Origin of the sequence: Enterobacter sp. CC120223-11, assembly GCF_900215375.1 — a bacterium.
Classification (GTDB): Bacteria; Pseudomonadota; Gammaproteobacteria; order Enterobacterales; family Enterobacteriaceae; genus Scandinavium.
The window spans coordinates 1-17527 of sequence record NZ_OBEF01000004.1 but is presented as its reverse complement, the minus strand read 5'-3'; the positions used below and the strand labels follow the sequence as shown (position 1 = coordinate 17527).

The window sequence follows — 17527 nt, the reverse complement described above, 5'->3', positions numbered from 1 at the left end:
GGAAGCATGAAACAGTATCTTGATCTGATGCAGAAGGTGCTCGACGAGGGCACCCCAAAAAATGACCGTACCGGAACGGGCACCCTGTCGATTTTCGGCCACCAGATGCGTTTTAACCTGCAGGAAGGCTTCCCGCTGGTGACCACCAAACGCTGCCATTTACGCTCCATTATTCATGAATTGCTCTGGTTCCTGAAAGGGGACACCAACGTCGCTTATCTCCATGAAAATAACGTCTCCATCTGGGATGAGTGGGCCGACGAACAGGGCAACCTGGGCCCGGTATATGGTAAGCAATGGCGTGCCTGGCCAACGCCAGATGGCCGCCATATCGACCAGATAACCACGGTCATTAACCAGCTGAAAAATGACCCGGACTCACGCCGCATCATCGTTTCCGCCTGGAACGTGGGCGAACTGGATAAAATGGCGCTGGCACCTTGCCACGCTTTCTTCCAGTACTACGTGGCAGACGGCAAACTTTCCTGCCAGCTGTATCAGCGCTCCTGCGATGTGTTCCTGGGCCTGCCGTTTAACATCGCGAGCTACGCGCTGTTAGTGCATATGGTTGCCCAGCAGTGCGATCTTGAGGTGGGCGATTTTGTCTGGACCGGCGGCGACACGCACCTGTACAGCAACCACATGGAGCAGACTCATCTGCAGCTAAGCCGTGAACCTCGCGCTTTACCTAAGCTTGTGATTAAACGTAAACCCGCCTCAATCTTCGACTACCAGTTCGACGATTTTGAGATTGAAGGCTACGATCCTCACCCGGGTATTAAAGCGCCGGTGGCGATTTAAATCACCTGAAATCAACCGGTCTCTGTGGCCGGTTTTGTTTTTTTCGGCCCTCCTTCCTGATTTTCTGCAACGCCCTGCAAGCCGATAACTTTCCCTGAAACCTGCCCGTAAAAATTGCTGTTGCTCCTCGAATGCCCCCTGCGAGTAGTGCAGAGTGCGCTCATGAAACGAGAACAGGGATACACCCTCATTGAAATGCTGGTTGCGCTGTCGCTGATGATCATACTCAGCGCGGGCAGTGTGCTGGGCTGGCAAAGCTGGCAGCGACAGCAGCGGCTCTGGCAAACCGCCAGCCAGGTCCGGGACTATCTGGTCATGCTGCGAAATGATGCCAACTGGCACAGGCGTGACCGCTTACCGAGACAGGAAAATAGCGGCTCGGGTTGGTGCCTCAATGCGACCAGCCAGGAACAGACAGGTTGTGAGGGGCGCAATCTGTACGTGCTGCGCCCGCTCTGGCCGGAAGTCACCCTTGCAGATATCACGCCTGCACTGGGTTTTTATGGCTTACGCAGCACGGCCTGGCCGGGACATATCATTCTGAAAAGCGGAGCGGACAGCTGGACGCTCGTCATTTCAAACTGGGGCCGTGTCCGGTTGTGCAAAGGGAGTAACGTCAAAGGATGTCAGTAAATCAGCAGGGTTTTTCACTGGTGGAGGTCCTGATCGCGATGGCTATTAGCAGCGTATTGTTGTTATCAACTGCCCGTTTTTTACCTGCCCTGCAAAGGGCTGCTACAGGGCAGACTCAACAGCAGACGCTGGAGGAAGAGGTCTGGCAGCGTTTACTTGCCGTGGCTCGTCATTTGCAGCGGGCAGGTTTCTGCCGGGGAAACTGTACCGGTGAAGGGGTAACCCTGGAGAGCCAATGTCTGCGGGTTCGCTGGGACAGTAACCTGAACGGCGTCTGGGAGGAGGCGCCTCCCGCGAATGCGGACGTTACGGGCTTCAGGCTCAGAAAGGGGGCACTTGAGACGCAACGAGGGGCACAAAACTGTTCAGGAGCAGGATGGGAAAAAATGACCGATCCTGATTTTATCCTCGTGGATGAGTTTACCGTGGAGCGGCATAGCCGCAGCGGCTTTGCGCCCGAATTTGAACTGACCCTTTCTGCGCATCTGGCCTCACGCCCTGAAATTAAAGCAAGTGCCGTTTACAGCGTGACGGGACACAACCTGTGAGTCGGCAAAAAGGCATGTCGTCACTCATGCTGGTACTGTTGATGTTGACCCTTGGAAGTCTGATGCTACAGGGCATGAGCCTTCGGCATCAGGCAAAAGTTTCTCAGGCAACGCTGGATAAAAGCGCAATTCGCGAGAGCGCGAATGCGGAATCCTTGCTGGAGTGGGGACGGTTTCTTTCCTGGGCAACCCAGTCGGGCGATCGATGTCAGAGCAGCACAGAGTTCTCCGGCCGAGCCTGCCTGCGCGTCTTTGCTGATGATACGGCTCTGCTTATCGCCAACAGTGGGGAACAATTCCGCTGGCAGACCGGAAAGGTAAGCGGCGGGAAAGTACGGTTCGACAACAATGGCTGGAGCGATTTTTGCCCACGCAAGGAGGTATCGCAATGTCAGATTCCCTGATGCGGCAGCAGGGCTTTAGCCTGCCTGAAGTGCTGTTGAGCGTGGTGCTGATGGTCATGGTGGTCACGGCGTTGTCCGGCCTTTACAGCCAGTATGCTGCGGGTGGCATGCAGCTCAGCCAGTATCGCCAGTTGTGGCATCAGGCATGGCGACAGACTCAGCTTCACTCCGCGCCAATGCCCGATGGCTGGCGGCTAAACCGTGTACAGACAAGCCGCCAAAGATGTGTCAGCATCACAGGAACGATCACCACGCCATCCGGCAGGCAGGGGCTGCTAACCCGCCTTCATTGCCCAAAAAGTTAATGGCTTAACCGCGAGCGTCAGGAGCAACTATGTTACGGGTCTACCACTCCAACCGTCTGGATGTGCTGGAAGCATTGATGGAGTTTATTGTTGAGCAGGAAAGGCTCAGCGACCCCTTCGAGCCTGAAATGGTGCTGGTGCAAAGTACGGGTATGGCGCAGTGGCTGCAAATGACGCTCTCGAAGCGGTTTGGCATCGCTGCCAATATCGCGTTCCCGCTCCCGGCGAGTTTTATCTGGGATATGTTCGTTCGCGTCCTGCCTGAAATTCCGGAGCAAAGCGCCTTTAATAAGCAAAGCATGAGCTGGAAGCTGATGACGCTACTGCCGGAGATGCTCGGGCAGGAAGCATTCACCTCACTGCGTCACTACCTGGCGGACGATGGTGACAAGCGCAAACTCTTCCAGCTGGCTTCCCGCATTGCCGATCTTTACGACCAGTATCTGGTTTATCGCCCTGAATGGCTGACCCGCTGGGAAGCCGATGAGCGCGTTAAAGGTATCGACGATGCTCAAATGTGGCAGGCTCCGCTATGGAAGGCGCTGGTGGAACACACTCAGGCGCTGGGTCAGCCGTTGTGGCACCGCGCTAATTTATACCAGCGCTTCATTTCCGCGCTGGAGGAGAGCGACCATCCACCTGCTGGCCTGCCTTCAAGGGTGTTTATCTGTGGCATTTCCGCGCTGCCGCCGGTCTATCTTCAGGCGCTTCAGGCGTTGGGTAAGCATGTGGATGTGTATGTGCTCTTTACCAACCCGTGCCGCTACTACTGGGGGGATATTAAGGATCCTGCCTTCCTCGCGAAACTGCTGGCTCGCCAGCGCCGACATCACCGCGAACAGCGGGATCTCCCCTTATTTCGCGACAGCCAGCAGGCTCCGGCCCTGTTTAATGCCGAAGGCGAGCAGGATGTAGGGAACCCAATGCTGGCCTCCTGGGGAAAGCTGGGGCGCGATTATATCTACCTGCTGGCGGGGCTTGAGCGCTATCAGGAGCTGGATGCCTTCGTTGATATTGAGCCTGATAACCTGTTGCACAGCCTGCAGTACGACATTCTGGAACTGCAAAACAGCGCGGTAGCCGGGCGCACAGCGGAGGAATTTGCAAACAGTGACAGCAAGCGAACGCTGGATCCTGACGATCGTAGCCTGAGCCTTAACGTTTGTCACAGCCCGCAGCGCGAAGTCGAAGTGCTGCACGATAGTCTGTTGGCAATGCTGGAAGAGGACCCGACCCTCGCGCCGCGCGATATTATCGTGATGGTGTCAGATATCGACAGCTACAGCCCGTTTATCCAGGCGGTGTTTGGCAGCGCCCGTGGCGAACGTTACATCCCCTGGGCCATCTCGGATCGCCGGGCGCGCCAGTCTCATCCGGCCTTGCAGGCGTTTATCACCTTGCTGTCTCTGCCTGACAGCCGATTTGTCAGTGAAGATGTGCTGGCCTTACTGGATGTCCCGGTGCTGGCGGCCCGGTTTAACATTGATGAAGAAGGGCTGCGCTACCTGCGGCAGTGGGTGAACGAGTCCGGGATCCGTTGGGGGATGGACGATGACAACGTTCGCGAATGGGATCTGCCAGCCACCGGGCAGCACACCTGGCGCTTCGGCCTGACGCGAATGTTGCTGGGTTACGCCATGGAAAGCAGCCAGGGCGAGTGGCAATCTGTTCTGCCGTATGACGAATCCAACGGGCTCATCGCCGAGCTGGTGGGTTACCTGGCTTCGCTGTTGATGAAGCTCAACCACTGGCGTCAGCAGCTTGCCGGTGAGCGACCGTTGGCCGAATGGTTGCCCGTATGCCGTGAAATGCTCAATGATTTCTTCCTCCCGGATACCGATACCGAAGCCGCTCTGGCGCTTATTGAGCAGCAGTGGCAGGGCATTATCGATCAGGCTCTGGACGCCAGGTATGCTGCACCGGTTCCGCTGTCGCTGCTGAGGGATGAGCTGGCTCAGCGGCTGGACCAGGAGCGCATCAGCCAGCGCTTCCTGGCCGGACCGGTCAACATCTGTACCCTTATGCCGATGCGTTCTATCCCCTTTAAAGTGGTGTGCCTGCTTGGCATGAACGATGGTATTTACCCTAGAGCGCTTGCACCACTTGGCTTTGACCTGATGAGCCAGAAGCCCGTTCGCGGTGACCGTAGCCGACGCGACGACGACCGTTATTTGTTCCTTGAGGCGCTCATGTCCGCTGAGCAGAAGCTCTATATCAGCTACATCGGTCGCTCCATTCAGGACAACAGTGAGCGCTATCCGTCTGTTCTGGTTCAGGAACTGGTGGATTATATCGGCCAAAGCCACTGCTTAGCGGGCGATGAAACCCTTAACTGTGATGAAACCGAGCAACGAGTGAAAAATCACATCGCTCACCAGCACAGTCGTATGCCGTTTGATGCGGTGAACTTTCTGCCGGGAGAGGGGCAAAGTTACGCCCGCGAATGGTTGAAAGCAGCGAGCCAGGGGGGGGAAGCCCACAGCGAATTTATTCAGCCGTTGCCGCCGCAGGTTTTAGAAACACTTCCCTTTGAACAGCTTCAGCGCTTCTGGTCGCACCCAGTCAGAGCATTTTTCCAGATGCGTCTGCAGGTCAATTTCCGCACTGAAGATAACGATATCCCTGAAACTGAGCCGTTCAGCCTGGAAGGTTTGACTCGATATCAGCTGAATCAGCAACTGGTCAATACGCTGGTAGAGGAGCAGGACGCCAGCCTGATGTACCGCCGCTTTCGTGCCGGTGGCGAACTGCCCTACGGTGCATTTGGTGAAATTGCCTGGGATGCTCAGCGCGAGGAGATGCAGGCGCTGGCAGACAGAGTCAATGCCAGCCGCCAGCCGGGGAAAAGTCTGGAAATTGATTTGCAGTGTGACGGCGTCAATATTACTGGATGGCTCACACAGGTACAGTCAGATGGACTGCTGCGCTGGCGTCCGTCAATGAAGAACGTCTCGCAGGGGATGCAACTTTGGCTGGAGCATCTTGTCTACTGTGCCAGTGGCGGAACGGGTGAGAGCCGTCTGCTGCTGCGCAAAGAAGAGGAGTGGCGCTTTCCGCCGCTCTCTGAGCAGGAAGCCATGTCGTACCTGACGGATTTGGTTGCAGGCTACCGTGAAGGCATGTCGCAGACGCTACTGTTCCTCCCTGAAAGTGGGGGGGCATGGCTGAACGCTTGTTATGACCGCGAAAATGATGTCATTTTATGGGATGACGAAACGCAGCAGAAGGCGCGGAGTAAGTTTATCCAGGCCTGGGAAGGCAACCAGGTTGTTCGTGGTGAAGGGGCTGATGTCTGGTACCAGCGACTGTGGCGAACCCTTGAACCGGAAAGCATTGAAGCGATTACCCGACAGGCAGAACGTTATCTACTGCCGATTTTTCGCTTCCATCAGTGAGAACCGTTGTATAAAAATTGCGCAGATATTCGGATTCCATTATCATGCGCAACTTGTCACGGACTGATGTTCATAAGTGAGGCTGCCATTCAGAGCAGCACAGAAGTTTGTTAATGATGAGGTCCGTGAATGCCCCGCAGCACCTGGTTGAATGTCGTATTTATCGTGTTGTTCGCCCTCTGGGCGCCCATTAGCCAAGCCGATCAGGGCTGGCAGCCGGTAAAAGAAACCATCCGTAAAAGCGAGAAAGACCCGCGTCAGTATCAGGCTATCAAGCTGGATAACGGCATGGTCGTGCTGTTGGTATCCGATCCGCAGGCGGTAAAATCACTCTCTGCGCTGGTCGTGCCGGTAGGCTCGCTTCAGGATCCTGACTCACACCCTGGCCTCGCTCACTTCCTCGAGCATATGACGCTGATGGGTTCTAAAAAATACCCACAGCCGGACAGCCTCGCCGAATACCTTAAAATGCACGGCGGCAGCCACAATGCCAGCACCGCGCCGTACCGTACCGCGTTCTATCTTGAAGTGGAGAATGACGCGCTGGAAGGTGCCGTTGATCGTCTGGCCGATGCCATTGCCGAACCGCTGCTGGATAAAAAATACGCCGATCGCGAACGCAACGCCGTCAACTCCGAACTGACCATGGCCCGCAGCCGCGACGGTATGCGCATGGCGCAGGTCAGCGCGGAGACGATCAACCCGGCTCACCCCGGTGCGCGTTTCTCTGGCGGCAACCTTGAAACCCTGAGTGACAAGCCGGGCAGCCCGACGCTGGACGCTCTGCTGGCATTCCGTGACAAATACTATTCCGCCAACCTGATGAAGGCGGTTATCTACAGCAATAAACCGCTGCCGGAACTGGCGAAAATGGCTGCAGAAACCTGGGGCCGCGTACCGAATAAAAATATCACCCGCCCGGAAATCACCGTGCCGGTTGTCACTGATGCGCAAAAAGGCATCATCATTCATTACACCCCGGCCGTGCCTCGCAAAGTGCTGCGCGTTGAGTTTCGTATCGATAACAACACCGCGCAGTTCCGCAGCAAAACCGATGAGCTTGTGACTTATCTGATTGGCAACCGCAGCCCGGGAACCTTGTCAGACTGGCTGCAAAATCAGGGTCTGGTTGAAGGGATTCGCGCGGATTCCGATCCGGTAGTGAACGGTAACAGCGGCGTGCTGGCCATTTCCGCTACGCTGACCGATAAAGGCCTGGCGAACCGAGACCAGGTCGTGGCGGCGATTTTCAGCTACCTCAATTTGCTGCGTGAAAAGGGCGTGGATAAACGCTATTTCGACGAACTGGCCCACGTGCTGGATCTTGATTTCCGCTACCCGTCCATCAACCGCGATATGGATTACGTCGAATGGCTGGCGGACACCATGATTCGCGTGCCGGTCGAACACACGCTTGATGCAGTGAATATCGCAGATCAGTACGACGAGAAGGCCATCCAGGACCGGCTGGCGATGATGACCCCGCAAAACGCGCGCATCTGGTATATCAGCCCGAACGAGCCGCACAACAAAACGGCCTACTTCGTCAATGCGCCCTATCAGGTCGATAAGATTGGCGAGCAGACCTTCAGCCAGTGGCAGCAGGAATCCGCGAAGATTGCCCTGCAGTTGCCGACCCTGAACCCGTACATTCCCGATGATTTCTCGCTGATTAAGCCTGAGAAAGTCAGCGACAAACCGCAGCTTATTGTCGATGAGCCACAGCTTCGCGTGGTTTATACCCCGAGCCGCTACTTTGCCAGCGAACCTAAAGCTGACGTCACAATGGTGCTGCGCAATCCTCATGCGATGGAGAGTGCGCGCAACCAGGTCATTTTTGCCCTGAATGACTATCTGGCAGGGATCGCACTCGATCAGTTGAGCAATCAGGCCGCCGTCGGCGGGATCAGCTTCTCCACCGGGGCGAACAATGGCCTGATGGTTAACGCCAACGGCTACACCCAGCGCCTGCCGCAGCTGTTTGACGCACTGCTTCAGGGCTATTTCAGCTACCAGCCCACGGATGAGCAGCTCGCGCAGGCGAAGTCATGGTATGCACAAATGCTGGACTCTGCCGAGAAAGGCAAAGCGTTCGATCAGGCGATCATGCCTGTTCAGATGCTGTCCCAGGTGCCTTACTTCCAGCGTGAAGTCCGTCGCGATCTGCTGCCATCAATCACCCTGAAAGACGTTCTGACCTGGCGGGATGAGCTGAAAGCCGGTGCGCGCCCGGAGTTTCTGGTCGTCGGCAACATGACGGCTGAAAATTCTGTCGCCCTCGCTCGCAAAGTGCAGACTCAGCTCAATGCCCACGGCAGTGAGTGGTGTCGCAACAAAGATGTCATTGTCGATAAAAAGCAGAACGCGATTTTTGAAAAAGCGGGCAGCACCAGCGATTCAGCGCTTGCTGCGGTATTCGCACCACCGAAGGCCGATGAGTTCAGCAGTTCAGCGGCCAGCGCCCTGCTCGGTCAGATTATTCAGCCCTGGTTCTACAATCAGCTGCGTACCGAAGAACAGCTGGGCTACGCCGTCTTTGCGTTCCCGATGAACATCGGCCGTCAATGGGGCGTTGGCTTCCTGTTACAGAGCAGCGATAAGCAGCCAGGCTTCCTCTGGCAGCGCTTTAAGGCATTTTTCCCGACGGCAGAGGCCAAATTACGTGCTATGAAGCCAGAGGAGTTTGCGCAAATCCAGCAGTCGGTGATTGCCCAGATGCAGCAGCCACCGCAAACGCTGGGGGATGAAGCCTCGAAGCTCAGCAAAGATTTCGATCGCGGTAATATGCGTTTTGATTCACGTGATAAAGTAGTGGCTCAGATAAAACTGCTGACGCCGCAAAAGCTTGCAGACTTCTTCCATCAGACGGTGGTGGAGCCGCAGGGCATGACCGTACTTTCTCAGGTCTCCGGCAGCCAGAACGGGAAAACAGAGTATGTTCACCCGAAAGGCTGGAAGGTCTGGAAGAGCGTCAGCGCGTTGCAGCAATCCATGCCGTTGATGAGAGAGAACGAATGACCGAAACCGCCGAGTCCTTAAATCCCCTGCGCTTACCGTTAACGGGTGAGCGCCTGATTGAAGCCTCAGCGGGCACCGGAAAAACCTACACCATCGCCGCTCTCTATCTGCGGCTGTTGCTTGGACTGGGCGGCGAAGCCGCCTTTGTTCGCCCTGTCGATGTCGAAGAGCTGCTGGTGGTGACCTTCACCGAAGCCGCCACCGAAGAGCTGCGTGGCCGCATTCGCAGCAATATCCACGAACTGCGTATCGCCTGCCTGCGTAACAGCACCGATAACCCGCTGTACGCCAGCCTGCTGGAAGAGATCCCGGACCGGGACCAGGCCGCCGATGTCCTTCTGCTCGCTGAACGGCAGATGGACGAAGCCGCCGTGTTTACCATTCACGGTTTCTGCCAGCGGATGCTGAGCCTCAACGCTTTTGAATCCGGCATGCTCTTCGAGCAGCAGCTGATTGAGGATGAATCCCGGCTGCGCTTCCAGGCCTGTGCTGATTTCTGGCGGCGCCACTGTTACCCGCTGCCACGCGAGGTGGCCGAGGCGGTCTATGCCAGCTGGAAGGGGCCACAGGCGCTGCTCAAATCCATCGATCGTTACCTCCAGGGCGAAGCTCCACAGCTGAAAACACTGCCTTCGGATGAGACGCTGATTGCCCGCCATCAACAGATTATTGAACAGATTGCCGGGATCAAAGCCGGATGGCTGGCGACCGTCGGTGAGATCGCCGATCTCCTCGAACACTCAGATCTCGACAGGCGCAAGTTCAACCGTGGGAACCAGGGCAAGTGGATCGAGAAGATCTCCTCCTGGGCTGGCGTGGAGAACACCGGCTATGAACTTCCTGATTCTCTTGAGAAATTCGCCCAATCCTTCCTGTTTTCACGCACCAAAGAGGGTGGCAATCCGCCGGTGCACCCACTGTTCGACACCATTGAAAACCTGCTGGCTGCACCGCCTTCGCTCAACGATCTGGTTATCTCCCGGGCAATGGTCGAAATCCGTGAGGCCGTCGCGCGGGAGAAGCTGCGGCGTGGTGAGATGGGCTTTGACGATATGCTGAGCCGTCTGGATCAGGCCCTGCAGAGTGAAAGCGGTGAGGCGTTGGCTGCGGCAATCCGCCAGCGTTTCCCGGTGGCGATGATCGATGAGTTTCAGGACACCGATCCGCAGCAGTACCGCATTTTCCGTCGTATCTGGCGGCGGCAGCCTGATACCGCACTGTTGCTGATTGGCGATCCAAAACAGGCTATCTACGCCTTCCGCGGCGCGGATATTTTCACCTACATGCGCGCCCGCGGTGATGTGGCAGCACACTACACGCTCGATACTAACTGGCGTTCCGCGCCAGGCATGGTTGAAAGCGTCAATCAGCTGTTCAGCCTTTCTGATAACCCCTTCATGTTCCGCGATATTCCTTTTCTGCCGGTGAAGTCTGCGCCAAAAAACCAGACGTTACGCTTTGAGCTGAAAGGGGAAGATCAGCCCGCCATGAGTTTCTGGCTGATGCCGGGGAACAATGTGGGCTCGGGCGACTATCAGGCCTTTATGGCGCAGCTTTGCGCCGGGCAAATTCGCGACTGGCTGAGCGCCGGACAGCGGGGCGATGCCCTGCTCTGGCGGGGTGAAAAGGCGAGGCCGGTTCAGGCTTCGGATATCACCGTGCTGGTACGAAACCGTCAGGAAGCCGGGCTGGTGCGCGATGCGCTGAACGCACTCGGCATTCCCTCCGTCTATCTCTCTAACCGCGACAGCGTGTTTGAAACGCCAGAGGCGCAGGAACTGCTTTGGGTACTTCAGGCAGTCCTCGCCCCGGAAAGAGAAAGCAGCCTGCGTAGCGCGCTTGCCAGCTCGCTTTTCGGCCTGAATGCGCAGGATATCGAACGGCTGAATCTTGATGAGCTGGCCTGGGATGCGCTGGTCGAAGAGTTCAGCCAGTATCGTCAGCTCTGGCAGCAGCGTGGGGTGATGGCGATGCTGCGGGCGCTGATGGCCGCACGCAATATTGCAGAAAACCTGCTGGCCACCCACGGCGGCGAGCGTCGCCTGACGGATATTCTGCACCTGAGTGAGCTGTTGCAGGAGGCCGCCGGACAGCTGGAAAGCGAGCATGCCTTGATGCGTTGGCTGGTGCAGCAGATTGGCGGGCCGGACAGCGGCGCCTCCAGCCAGCAAATGCGTCTGGAAAGCGACAAACATCTGGTGCAAATCGTGACGGTGCATAAATCAAAGGGGCTGGAGTATTCGCTGGTCTGGCTGCCGTTTATCGCCCGCTATCGCAAGCAGGACCAGGCGTTTTATCACGACCGCAGCACCTTTGCGGCAGTGCTCGATTTACACAACAGCGAAGAGAGCCTCGAACTTGCCGAGGCCGAACGTCTGGCCGAAGATTTGCGCCTGCTGTACGTCGCGCTGACCCGCGCCATCTGGCACTGCAGCCTGGGGATTGCTCCGCTCAGCCCCCGTCGCAGCGATAAAGCAACAGAAACCGAACTGCATCACAGTGCATTAGGGCGGCTGGTGCAAAAGGGCGAAGCGAAAGATGCGGCGGGGCTTGAAGCCTGCCTGCGCTCGCTATGCAACGATCATGTTGCGCTGCATATCGCCACCTTGCCGGAGGGCAGCCGCTGGCAGGCCATCGCACCAGAGATGCCGGAGCTGAGCGCGCGCGAAATGACCGTTCGCATTGTGGATGACTGGCGAGTGACCAGCTATTCCGGGTTGCAGCAGCGCGGGCACAGCGTGGCGCAGGATTTGCTGCCGCGTCTGGATATCGATGCAGCGGGCGTGGCAGAAGCCACAGAGGAGCCTGAGTTAACTCCTCACCATTTTCCGCGCGGTGCGTCGCCGGGCACCTTCCTGCATAGCCTGTTCGAAGAGATTGATTTCACTCAGCCCGTGTCGGAAACGTGGATGCTGGAACAGCTTGAGCGTAACGGCTTTGAGGCTAAATGGGCTCCTGTTTTAACTCAGTGGCTGACCACCGTGCTACAGACGCCGCTTTCCTTAGCGGGCGTCTCGCTCAGCCAGTTAACCGGCAAAGACAAGCAGGTGGAGATGGAGTTTTATCTGCCGATTGAGCAACTGCTGATGCCGCAGCAGTTGGATGCGCTGATCCGCCAGCATGACGCGCTGTCCGCAGGCTGCCCACCGCTTGATTTCCGCCAGGTGAGCGGCATGCTGAAGGGGTTTATCGACCTGGTGTTCCGCCACGATGGGCGCTACTACCTGCTGGATTACAAGTCAAACTGGCTCGGTGAAAGCAGCGAGGCCTACACTCAGACTGCGATGGCACAGGCGATGCAGTCACATCGTTACGACTTGCAGTATCAGCTCTACAGCCTCGCGCTGCACCGCTACCTGCGCCATCGTTTGCAGGATTACGATTACGATACATGCTTCGGCGGTGTTATTTATCTCTTCCTTCGCGGCGTTGATGGTTGCGATAGCGGGCAGGGCATTTTCGCCACCAGGCCAGAGCGGGCCTTAATCGACGGCCTGGATCGGTTGTTTGCTGGCGACACACAGGAGGTGGCGTGATGACTATGGTGAACTTGCTGATGGAAGCCGCGCAGCAGAAGTTACTGCGCCCGCTCGACGTCCAGTTTGCCCTGATGGTGGCGGAGAACGATAAACCTGCGGTCCTGCTGGCGGCGGCGCTGCTCAGCCGTGATGCCGGGGAAGGGCACGTTTGCCTGCCGCTGTCCCGCTTTCACGCCGATGAGCAGGCCACCGGCCGGGCGCAGGCGCTCTGGCAGCAGCTGTTTGCGCTGCCAGAGTCGGTGGACGATATCGAAGCTCAGCTTCTGGCTTCCCCGGCGGTGAGCGATGGCTCCGGGGCCACGCCATTGGTGCTGTGTGAAGGGCGGCTCTACCTCAACCGTATGTGGCACAACGAACTCGCTATTGCCCGCTTTTTCAGTCAGGGCGGGCCGCTTACGTCTGCGGATGAGGCACCGCTGACCGCGACGCTTGCCGCACTTTTCCCCGCTTCAACAGACATTGACTGGCAGAAAGTCGCCGCGGCCGTTGCGCTGACCAGGCGCATCTCGGTGATTTCCGGCGGGCCGGGCACCGGGAAAACCACGACGGTTGCGAAGCTGCTGGCTGCGCTTATCCAGACTAAAACGCAACCCAAATGCCGTATACGGCTGGCAGCCCCCACGGGCAAAGCAGCGGCGCGCCTGACGGAGTCATTAGGGGCGGCACTGCGCGAGCTGCCACTCACCGACGAGCAGAAAAAATGGCTGCCTACAGAGGCGGGCACCTTGCACCGTCTGCTCGGTGCTCAGCCCGGCAGCCAGCGTCTGCGCTACCACGCGGGGAACCCGCTGCATCTCGACGTGCTGGTAGTGGATGAAGCCTCAATGATCGACCTGCCGATGATGGCGCGACTGATTGCGGCCCTCCCTGAACACGCACGGGTGATTTTCCTCGGCGACCGCGATCAGTTGGCTTCAGTGGAAGCCGGGGCGGTGCTGGGCGATATCTGCGCCTGGGTCAATGCCGGGTACACGCCAGAGCGTGCTCAGGAGCTTAGCAGGCTGACGGGTTTTACGGTGCCATCAGGTGCGGGAACGGAAGCCGGACCGCTGCGTGACAGCCTGTGCCTGCTGCAAAAAAGCTATCGTTTCGGCAGCGACTCCGGTATCGGCCAGCTGGCAAGGGCGGTGAATAATGGCGACGCGCGGGCGATAAACACCGTGTTTGAGCAGGGCTTTTCTGACATCGCACTTAAACCGCTGCAAACAACGACGGAGTATGAAGCAATGCTCCTGGATGCGGTGGCGGGTTATGCGGATTATCTGGCGCAGCTGAAGACCAGGGCGGAACCGGCAGACGTGCTGGCTGCGTTCTCTCAGTATCAGTTACTCTGTGCGCTGCGCGAAGGGCCGTATGGCGTGAGTGGAGTGAACGAACAGCTTGAAAATGCGCTTGCCCGGAAACGGCATATCACGCTCTCCCGACACTCCCGCTGGTACGAAGGGCGTCCGGTGATGATTGCCCGCAACGACAGCGCGCTTGGGCTGTTCAACGGTGATATCGGCATTGCGCTGGATCGGGGGACGGGTCTGCGCGTGTGGTTCCCGATGCCGGACGGCAGCATCAAATCCGTGCAGCCGAGCCGCTTGCCGGAGCATGATACCGCCTGGGCGATGACGGTCCATAAATCTCAGGGCTCGGAGTTTAACCATGCGGCACTGATTTTGCCCTCGCAAAGCGTACCGCTGGTTACGCGGGAACTGGTTTATACGGCGATCACGCGTGCCAAACAGCAGCTGTCGCTGTATGCCGATAAGCGGCTGCTGGAAAAAGCGATTACCGTTAGAACCGAACGGCGAAGTGGCCTGGCGGCGCTGTTTGCCCGATTGGGATAGCCAGAAGGCCGGGCGAAAGGAGTGCCGCCCGGCAGCTTATTGGCTCAGGCCAAATCCGCCATCAGCACCTTCGAACGACGCTGATAGTTGTACATCTCTTTCTTACTCTCCGGCAGCAAATCCACTTCAACCGGCGTGAATCCGCGCTCCTGGAACCAGTGAATGCTGCGGGTGGTCAGGACAAACAGCTTGCTGAGCCCCATTTGCCGCGCCTGGGCGGCGATTCGCTCCAGCAGCACTTCGCCGCGAGACGAGCTGCGGTAGTCGGGATGGACCGCCACACAGGCCATCTCGCCGATGCGTTCTTCCGGGAAAGGATAGAGCGCAGCACAGGCGATGGTGGTGTTATCACGCTGAATAACCGTGAATTTGTCGATTTCCATTTCCAGCTGTTCGCGCGAGCGGCGAACCAGAATCCCCTGCTGCTCCAGCGGCTCGATAAGCTCGAGGATTCCGCCGATGTCGTTGATGGTGGCGCGGCGAATTTGCTCGGCGCTCTCCATCACTATCTGCGTGCCGATGCCGTCGCGGGAGAAGAGTTCCTGCAGCAACGCGCCATTTTCCTGATAGCTGATGAGGTGGCAGCGACGCACGCCGCTGCGGCAGGCCTTCACCGCGCCACGCAGGAAACGCACAGTGCCGGAATAGTAATCTCCCTCAGTTTCGAGAGTTTCCACCCGCGCCTGGGCTTCATTCGGGAACAGCTCAGAAATGATATTTCCGTCGGCATTCATCACACCCTGCGAGGAGCAAAAGCCAATCATCTTTTCCGCTTTCAACTTGATGGCAAGCTGCGTGGCAATCTCTTCCGACGTCAGGTTGAAGCTTTCTCCGGTGACGGACACCGCCACCGGGCCCATCAGTACGATGGCACCGCTGTCGAGCTGGCGGTGGATAGCTTCTTCGTCAATACGGCGAATACGCCCGCTATGGCAGTAATCAATGCCGTCATCCACGCCAAGCGGCTGCGCGATAATGAAGTTGCCGCTGACCACGTTAATGTGTGCGCCCTGCAACGGCGTATTATTGAGGCTCATTGACAAACGCGCGGTGATATCCAGCTGCAGCATCCCGGCGGCCTGTTTCACCAGGTCGAGGGTTTTGGCGTCAGTCACTCGGGTATTTTTGTGATACAACGGCTCGTGATGATGCTCAGCCAGATTGGCGTCAATCTGCGGGCGCGCGCCATAAACCAGTACCAGGCGGATGCCCAGACTGTGAAGAAGGCCTATGTCATTGACAATGCTTGAAAAATTCTCATGCTCTATCGCTTCACCGCCGAGCATGATGACAAAAGTTTTGCCGCGGTGGGCGTTAATGTAGGGAACAGAATGACGAAATCCCTCAACCAGTTCGGTTTTACGTTCCTTCACCACAGTACAACCTCGATGCATGATTATTCGTAATAAGTGTATTTTTATTCTGTTTTTATCCCGAGTGCAAGCAGCAATTTCAACCAATAGCTTGAAAATTCTCGCGGGAACGCGGAAGGGATCAGGAATGTTTACCCTTTTATAGATGACAGTTTATGCGCCTTTGGTTAAAGTTTTCGGTCAAACCAGCCGTTTACTTTGCTAAATCGAATTTTTTGCCTGGGAGAAGCATGTCGGGAAGTCAGTCAGGAATAACGCGCCGCGGCCTGTTAAAAGGGGCAGGGGCGATGTGGTTGCTCAGCGTAAGTCAGGTGGGGCTTGCCGCCGAAAGTCGGGTGGTCGCCGTACGCGTCTGGCCTTCGTCGACCTATACTCGCGTGACGCTGGAATCCAGCCACGAGCTGAAATATAAGCAGTTTGCGTTGAGCAATCCTGAGCGGCTGGTGGTCGATCTTCAGGGCGTGAACCTCAATTCCGTGCTCAAGGGTATGGGCGCGCAGATTCGCGGTGACGATCCTTATATTAAATCCGCACGCGTCGGACAGTTCGATCCGCAGACGGTGCGAATGGTCTTTGAACTTAAGCAAAACGTCCGTCCTCAGCTGTTTGCCCTGGCCCCGGTCGCCGGGTTCAAAGAGCGCCTGGTGATGGATCTTTACCCGTCTACGGCAACGGAGGTGCAGGATCCACTGCTGGCGTTGCTGGAGGACTACAACAAAGGTGATCTGGACAAGCAGGTGCCGCCTCCGGCCCAGAGCGGCCCGCAGCCTGGCAAGGCCGGGCGCGATCGACCGATTGTGATCATGCTCGATCCAGGTCACGGCGGCGAAGACTCCGGCGCGGTGGGGAAATACCACACGCGTGAGAAGGATGTGGTGCTGCAAATCGCCCGCCGCCTGAAAGCGCTTATCGACAAAGAAGCCAATATGAAGGCCTACATGACGCGGAATGAAGACATCTTCATTCCGCTGAAGGTCCGTGTGGTGAAGGCCCAGAAGCAGCGCGCGGATCTGTTCGTCTCCATTCACGCCGACGCCTTTACCAGCCGTCAGCCGAGCGGTTCCTCGGTGTTTGCGCTGTCGACCAAAGGTGCAACCAGTACCGCGGCGAAGTATCTGGCACAAACCCAGAACGCCTCGGATCTTATCGGTGGCGTTAGCAAGAGCGGTGATAAGTATGTCGACCACACCATGTTCGACATGGTCCAGTCGTTGACCATCAACGACAGCCTGAAGTTTGGCAAAGCGGTGCTTGGCAAGCTCGGTAAGATCAACGATTTGCACAAAAATCGAGTGGAGCAGGCAGGGTTTGCGGTTCTGAAAGCCCCTGACATCCCTTCCATTCTGGTGGAAACGGCCTTTATCAGTAACGTGGAAGAAGAACGCAAGCTGAAAACGGCGACCTTCCAGCAGGAAGTGGCCGAATCAATTTTGGCAGGGATCAAGGCGTACTTCGCCGATGGTGCAACGCTCGCACGACGGGGCTAATAGTTTCAGTAAACAGAGTAATGGCGCTGAAAGGCGTCATTTTTTTGGCAGGAGTCTGGATTTCAGATACAAAAAAACACCCGTTAAGGTGCTTATTGTTTTATGAAGTGGTTGCGGGAGCCGGATTTGAACCGACGACCTTCGGGTTATGAGCCCGACGAGCTACCAGGCTGCTCCATCCCGCGTCCG

11 protein-coding genes and 1 tRNA gene are annotated in these 17527 nt (G+C 57.2%); 10 read left to right on the top strand and 2 right to left on the bottom strand.

Annotated features, from left to right (window positions below):
- Positions 1–6 precede the first annotated feature (6 nt).
- The 9 genes from thyA to recD all read left to right on the top strand — a co-directional run bounded on the left by thyA (position 7) and on the right by recD (position 14478).
- Positions 7–801 (top strand): thymidylate synthase, encoded by a 795-nt coding sequence (gene thyA, locus CRO87_RS05845; RefSeq protein ID WP_097162001.1) that lies wholly within the window; start codon positions 7–9, stop codon positions 799–801.
- Positions 802–963: 162 nt separating this feature from the next.
- Complete coding sequence (locus CRO87_RS05840) at positions 964–1434, top strand: prepilin peptidase-dependent protein (RefSeq protein WP_097162000.1); 471 nt, start codon at positions 964–966, stop codon at positions 1432–1434.
- On the top strand, positions 1425–1982 hold the full coding sequence (locus tag CRO87_RS05835; RefSeq protein WP_097161999.1) for a prepilin peptidase-dependent protein: 558 nt from the start codon (positions 1425–1427) through the stop codon (positions 1980–1982). The genes CRO87_RS05840 and CRO87_RS05835 overlap by 10 nt, the downstream gene beginning before the upstream one ends.
- 26 nt (positions 1983–2008) lie before the next feature.
- Positions 2009–2386, top strand: a complete 378-nt coding sequence (locus CRO87_RS05830) for a DUF2509 family protein (protein WP_255252490.1) — start codon at positions 2009–2011, stop codon at positions 2384–2386.
- Positions 2371–2691 (top strand): prepilin-type N-terminal cleavage/methylation domain-containing protein, encoded by a 321-nt coding sequence (locus CRO87_RS05825; RefSeq protein ID WP_097161997.1) that lies wholly within the window; start codon positions 2371–2373, stop codon positions 2689–2691. Before CRO87_RS05830 ends, CRO87_RS05825 begins: the two co-directional genes overlap by 16 nt.
- Before the next feature lie 29 nt (positions 2692–2720).
- On the top strand, positions 2721–6086 hold the full coding sequence (recC, locus tag CRO87_RS05820; RefSeq protein ID WP_097161996.1) for an exodeoxyribonuclease V subunit gamma: 3366 nt from the start codon (positions 2721–2723) through the stop codon (positions 6084–6086).
- A 129-nt stretch (positions 6087–6215) separates the two neighbouring features.
- Positions 6216–9104, top strand: a complete 2889-nt coding sequence (ptrA, locus tag CRO87_RS05815; protein WP_097161995.1) for a pitrilysin — start codon at positions 6216–6218, stop codon at positions 9102–9104.
- Positions 9101–12640 carry an exodeoxyribonuclease V subunit beta gene (gene recB, locus CRO87_RS05810; protein ID WP_097161994.1) on the top strand — a complete coding sequence of 1180 codons (3540 nt, stop codon included), beginning with the start codon at positions 9101–9103 and terminating at the stop codon, positions 12638–12640. Before ptrA ends, recB begins: the two co-directional genes overlap by 4 nt.
- On the top strand, positions 12640–14478 hold the full coding sequence (gene recD / locus CRO87_RS05805) for an exodeoxyribonuclease V subunit alpha (protein WP_097161993.1): 1839 nt from the start codon (positions 12640–12642) through the stop codon (positions 14476–14478). The genes recB and recD overlap by 1 nt, the downstream gene beginning before the upstream one ends.
- A 44-nt stretch (positions 14479–14522) precedes the next feature.
- Here the strand turns inward: recD and argA are convergent, their stop codons facing one another.
- Entirely contained in the window at positions 14523–15854 is a 1332-nt protein-coding gene (gene argA, locus CRO87_RS05800; protein WP_097161992.1) for an amino-acid N-acetyltransferase, read from the bottom strand.
- A gap of 227 nt (positions 15855–16081) precedes the next feature.
- Between argA and amiC the strand changes: the two genes are divergently transcribed.
- Positions 16082–17338 carry an N-acetylmuramoyl-L-alanine amidase AmiC gene (amiC, locus tag CRO87_RS05795; RefSeq protein ID WP_097161991.1) on the top strand — a complete coding sequence of 419 codons (1257 nt, stop codon included), beginning with the start codon at positions 16082–16084 and terminating at the stop codon, positions 17336–17338.
- 108 nt (positions 17339–17446) lie between these two features.
- Here amiC and CRO87_RS05790 read toward each other — a convergent pair.
- Positions 17447–17523: transfer RNA gene (locus tag CRO87_RS05790), tRNA-Met, on the bottom strand.
- Positions 17524–17527: the final 4 nt, after the last annotated feature.

Excerpts from the sequence above, each read along its gene's own strand:
- recD (WP_097161993.1), top strand. The coding sequence starts at position 12,640 with ATGACTATGGTGAACTTGCTGATGGAAGCCGCGCAGCAGAAGTTACTG.
- recB (WP_097161994.1), top strand. The coding sequence starts at position 9,101 with ATGACCGAAACCGCCGAGTCCTTAAATCCCCTGCGCTTACCGTTAACG.
- CRO87_RS05830 (WP_255252490.1), top strand. The coding sequence starts at position 2,009 with ATGCTGGTACTGTTGATGTTGACCCTTGGAAGTCTGATGCTACAGGGC.
- CRO87_RS05835 (WP_097161999.1), top strand. The coding sequence starts at position 1,425 with ATGTCAGTAAATCAGCAGGGTTTTTCACTGGTGGAGGTCCTGATCGCG.
- recC (WP_097161996.1), top strand. The coding sequence starts at position 2,721 with ATGTTACGGGTCTACCACTCCAACCGTCTGGATGTGCTGGAAGCATTG.
- thyA (WP_097162001.1), top strand. The coding sequence starts at position 7 with ATGAAACAGTATCTTGATCTGATGCAGAAGGTGCTCGACGAGGGCACC.
- CRO87_RS05825 (WP_097161997.1), top strand. The coding sequence starts at position 2,371 with ATGTCAGATTCCCTGATGCGGCAGCAGGGCTTTAGCCTGCCTGAAGTG.
- ptrA (WP_097161995.1), top strand. The coding sequence starts at position 6,216 with ATGCCCCGCAGCACCTGGTTGAATGTCGTATTTATCGTGTTGTTCGCC.
- CRO87_RS05840 (WP_097162000.1), top strand. The coding sequence starts at position 964 with ATGAAACGAGAACAGGGATACACCCTCATTGAAATGCTGGTTGCGCTG.
- amiC (WP_097161991.1), top strand. The coding sequence starts at position 16,082 with ATGTCGGGAAGTCAGTCAGGAATAACGCGCCGCGGCCTGTTAAAAGGG.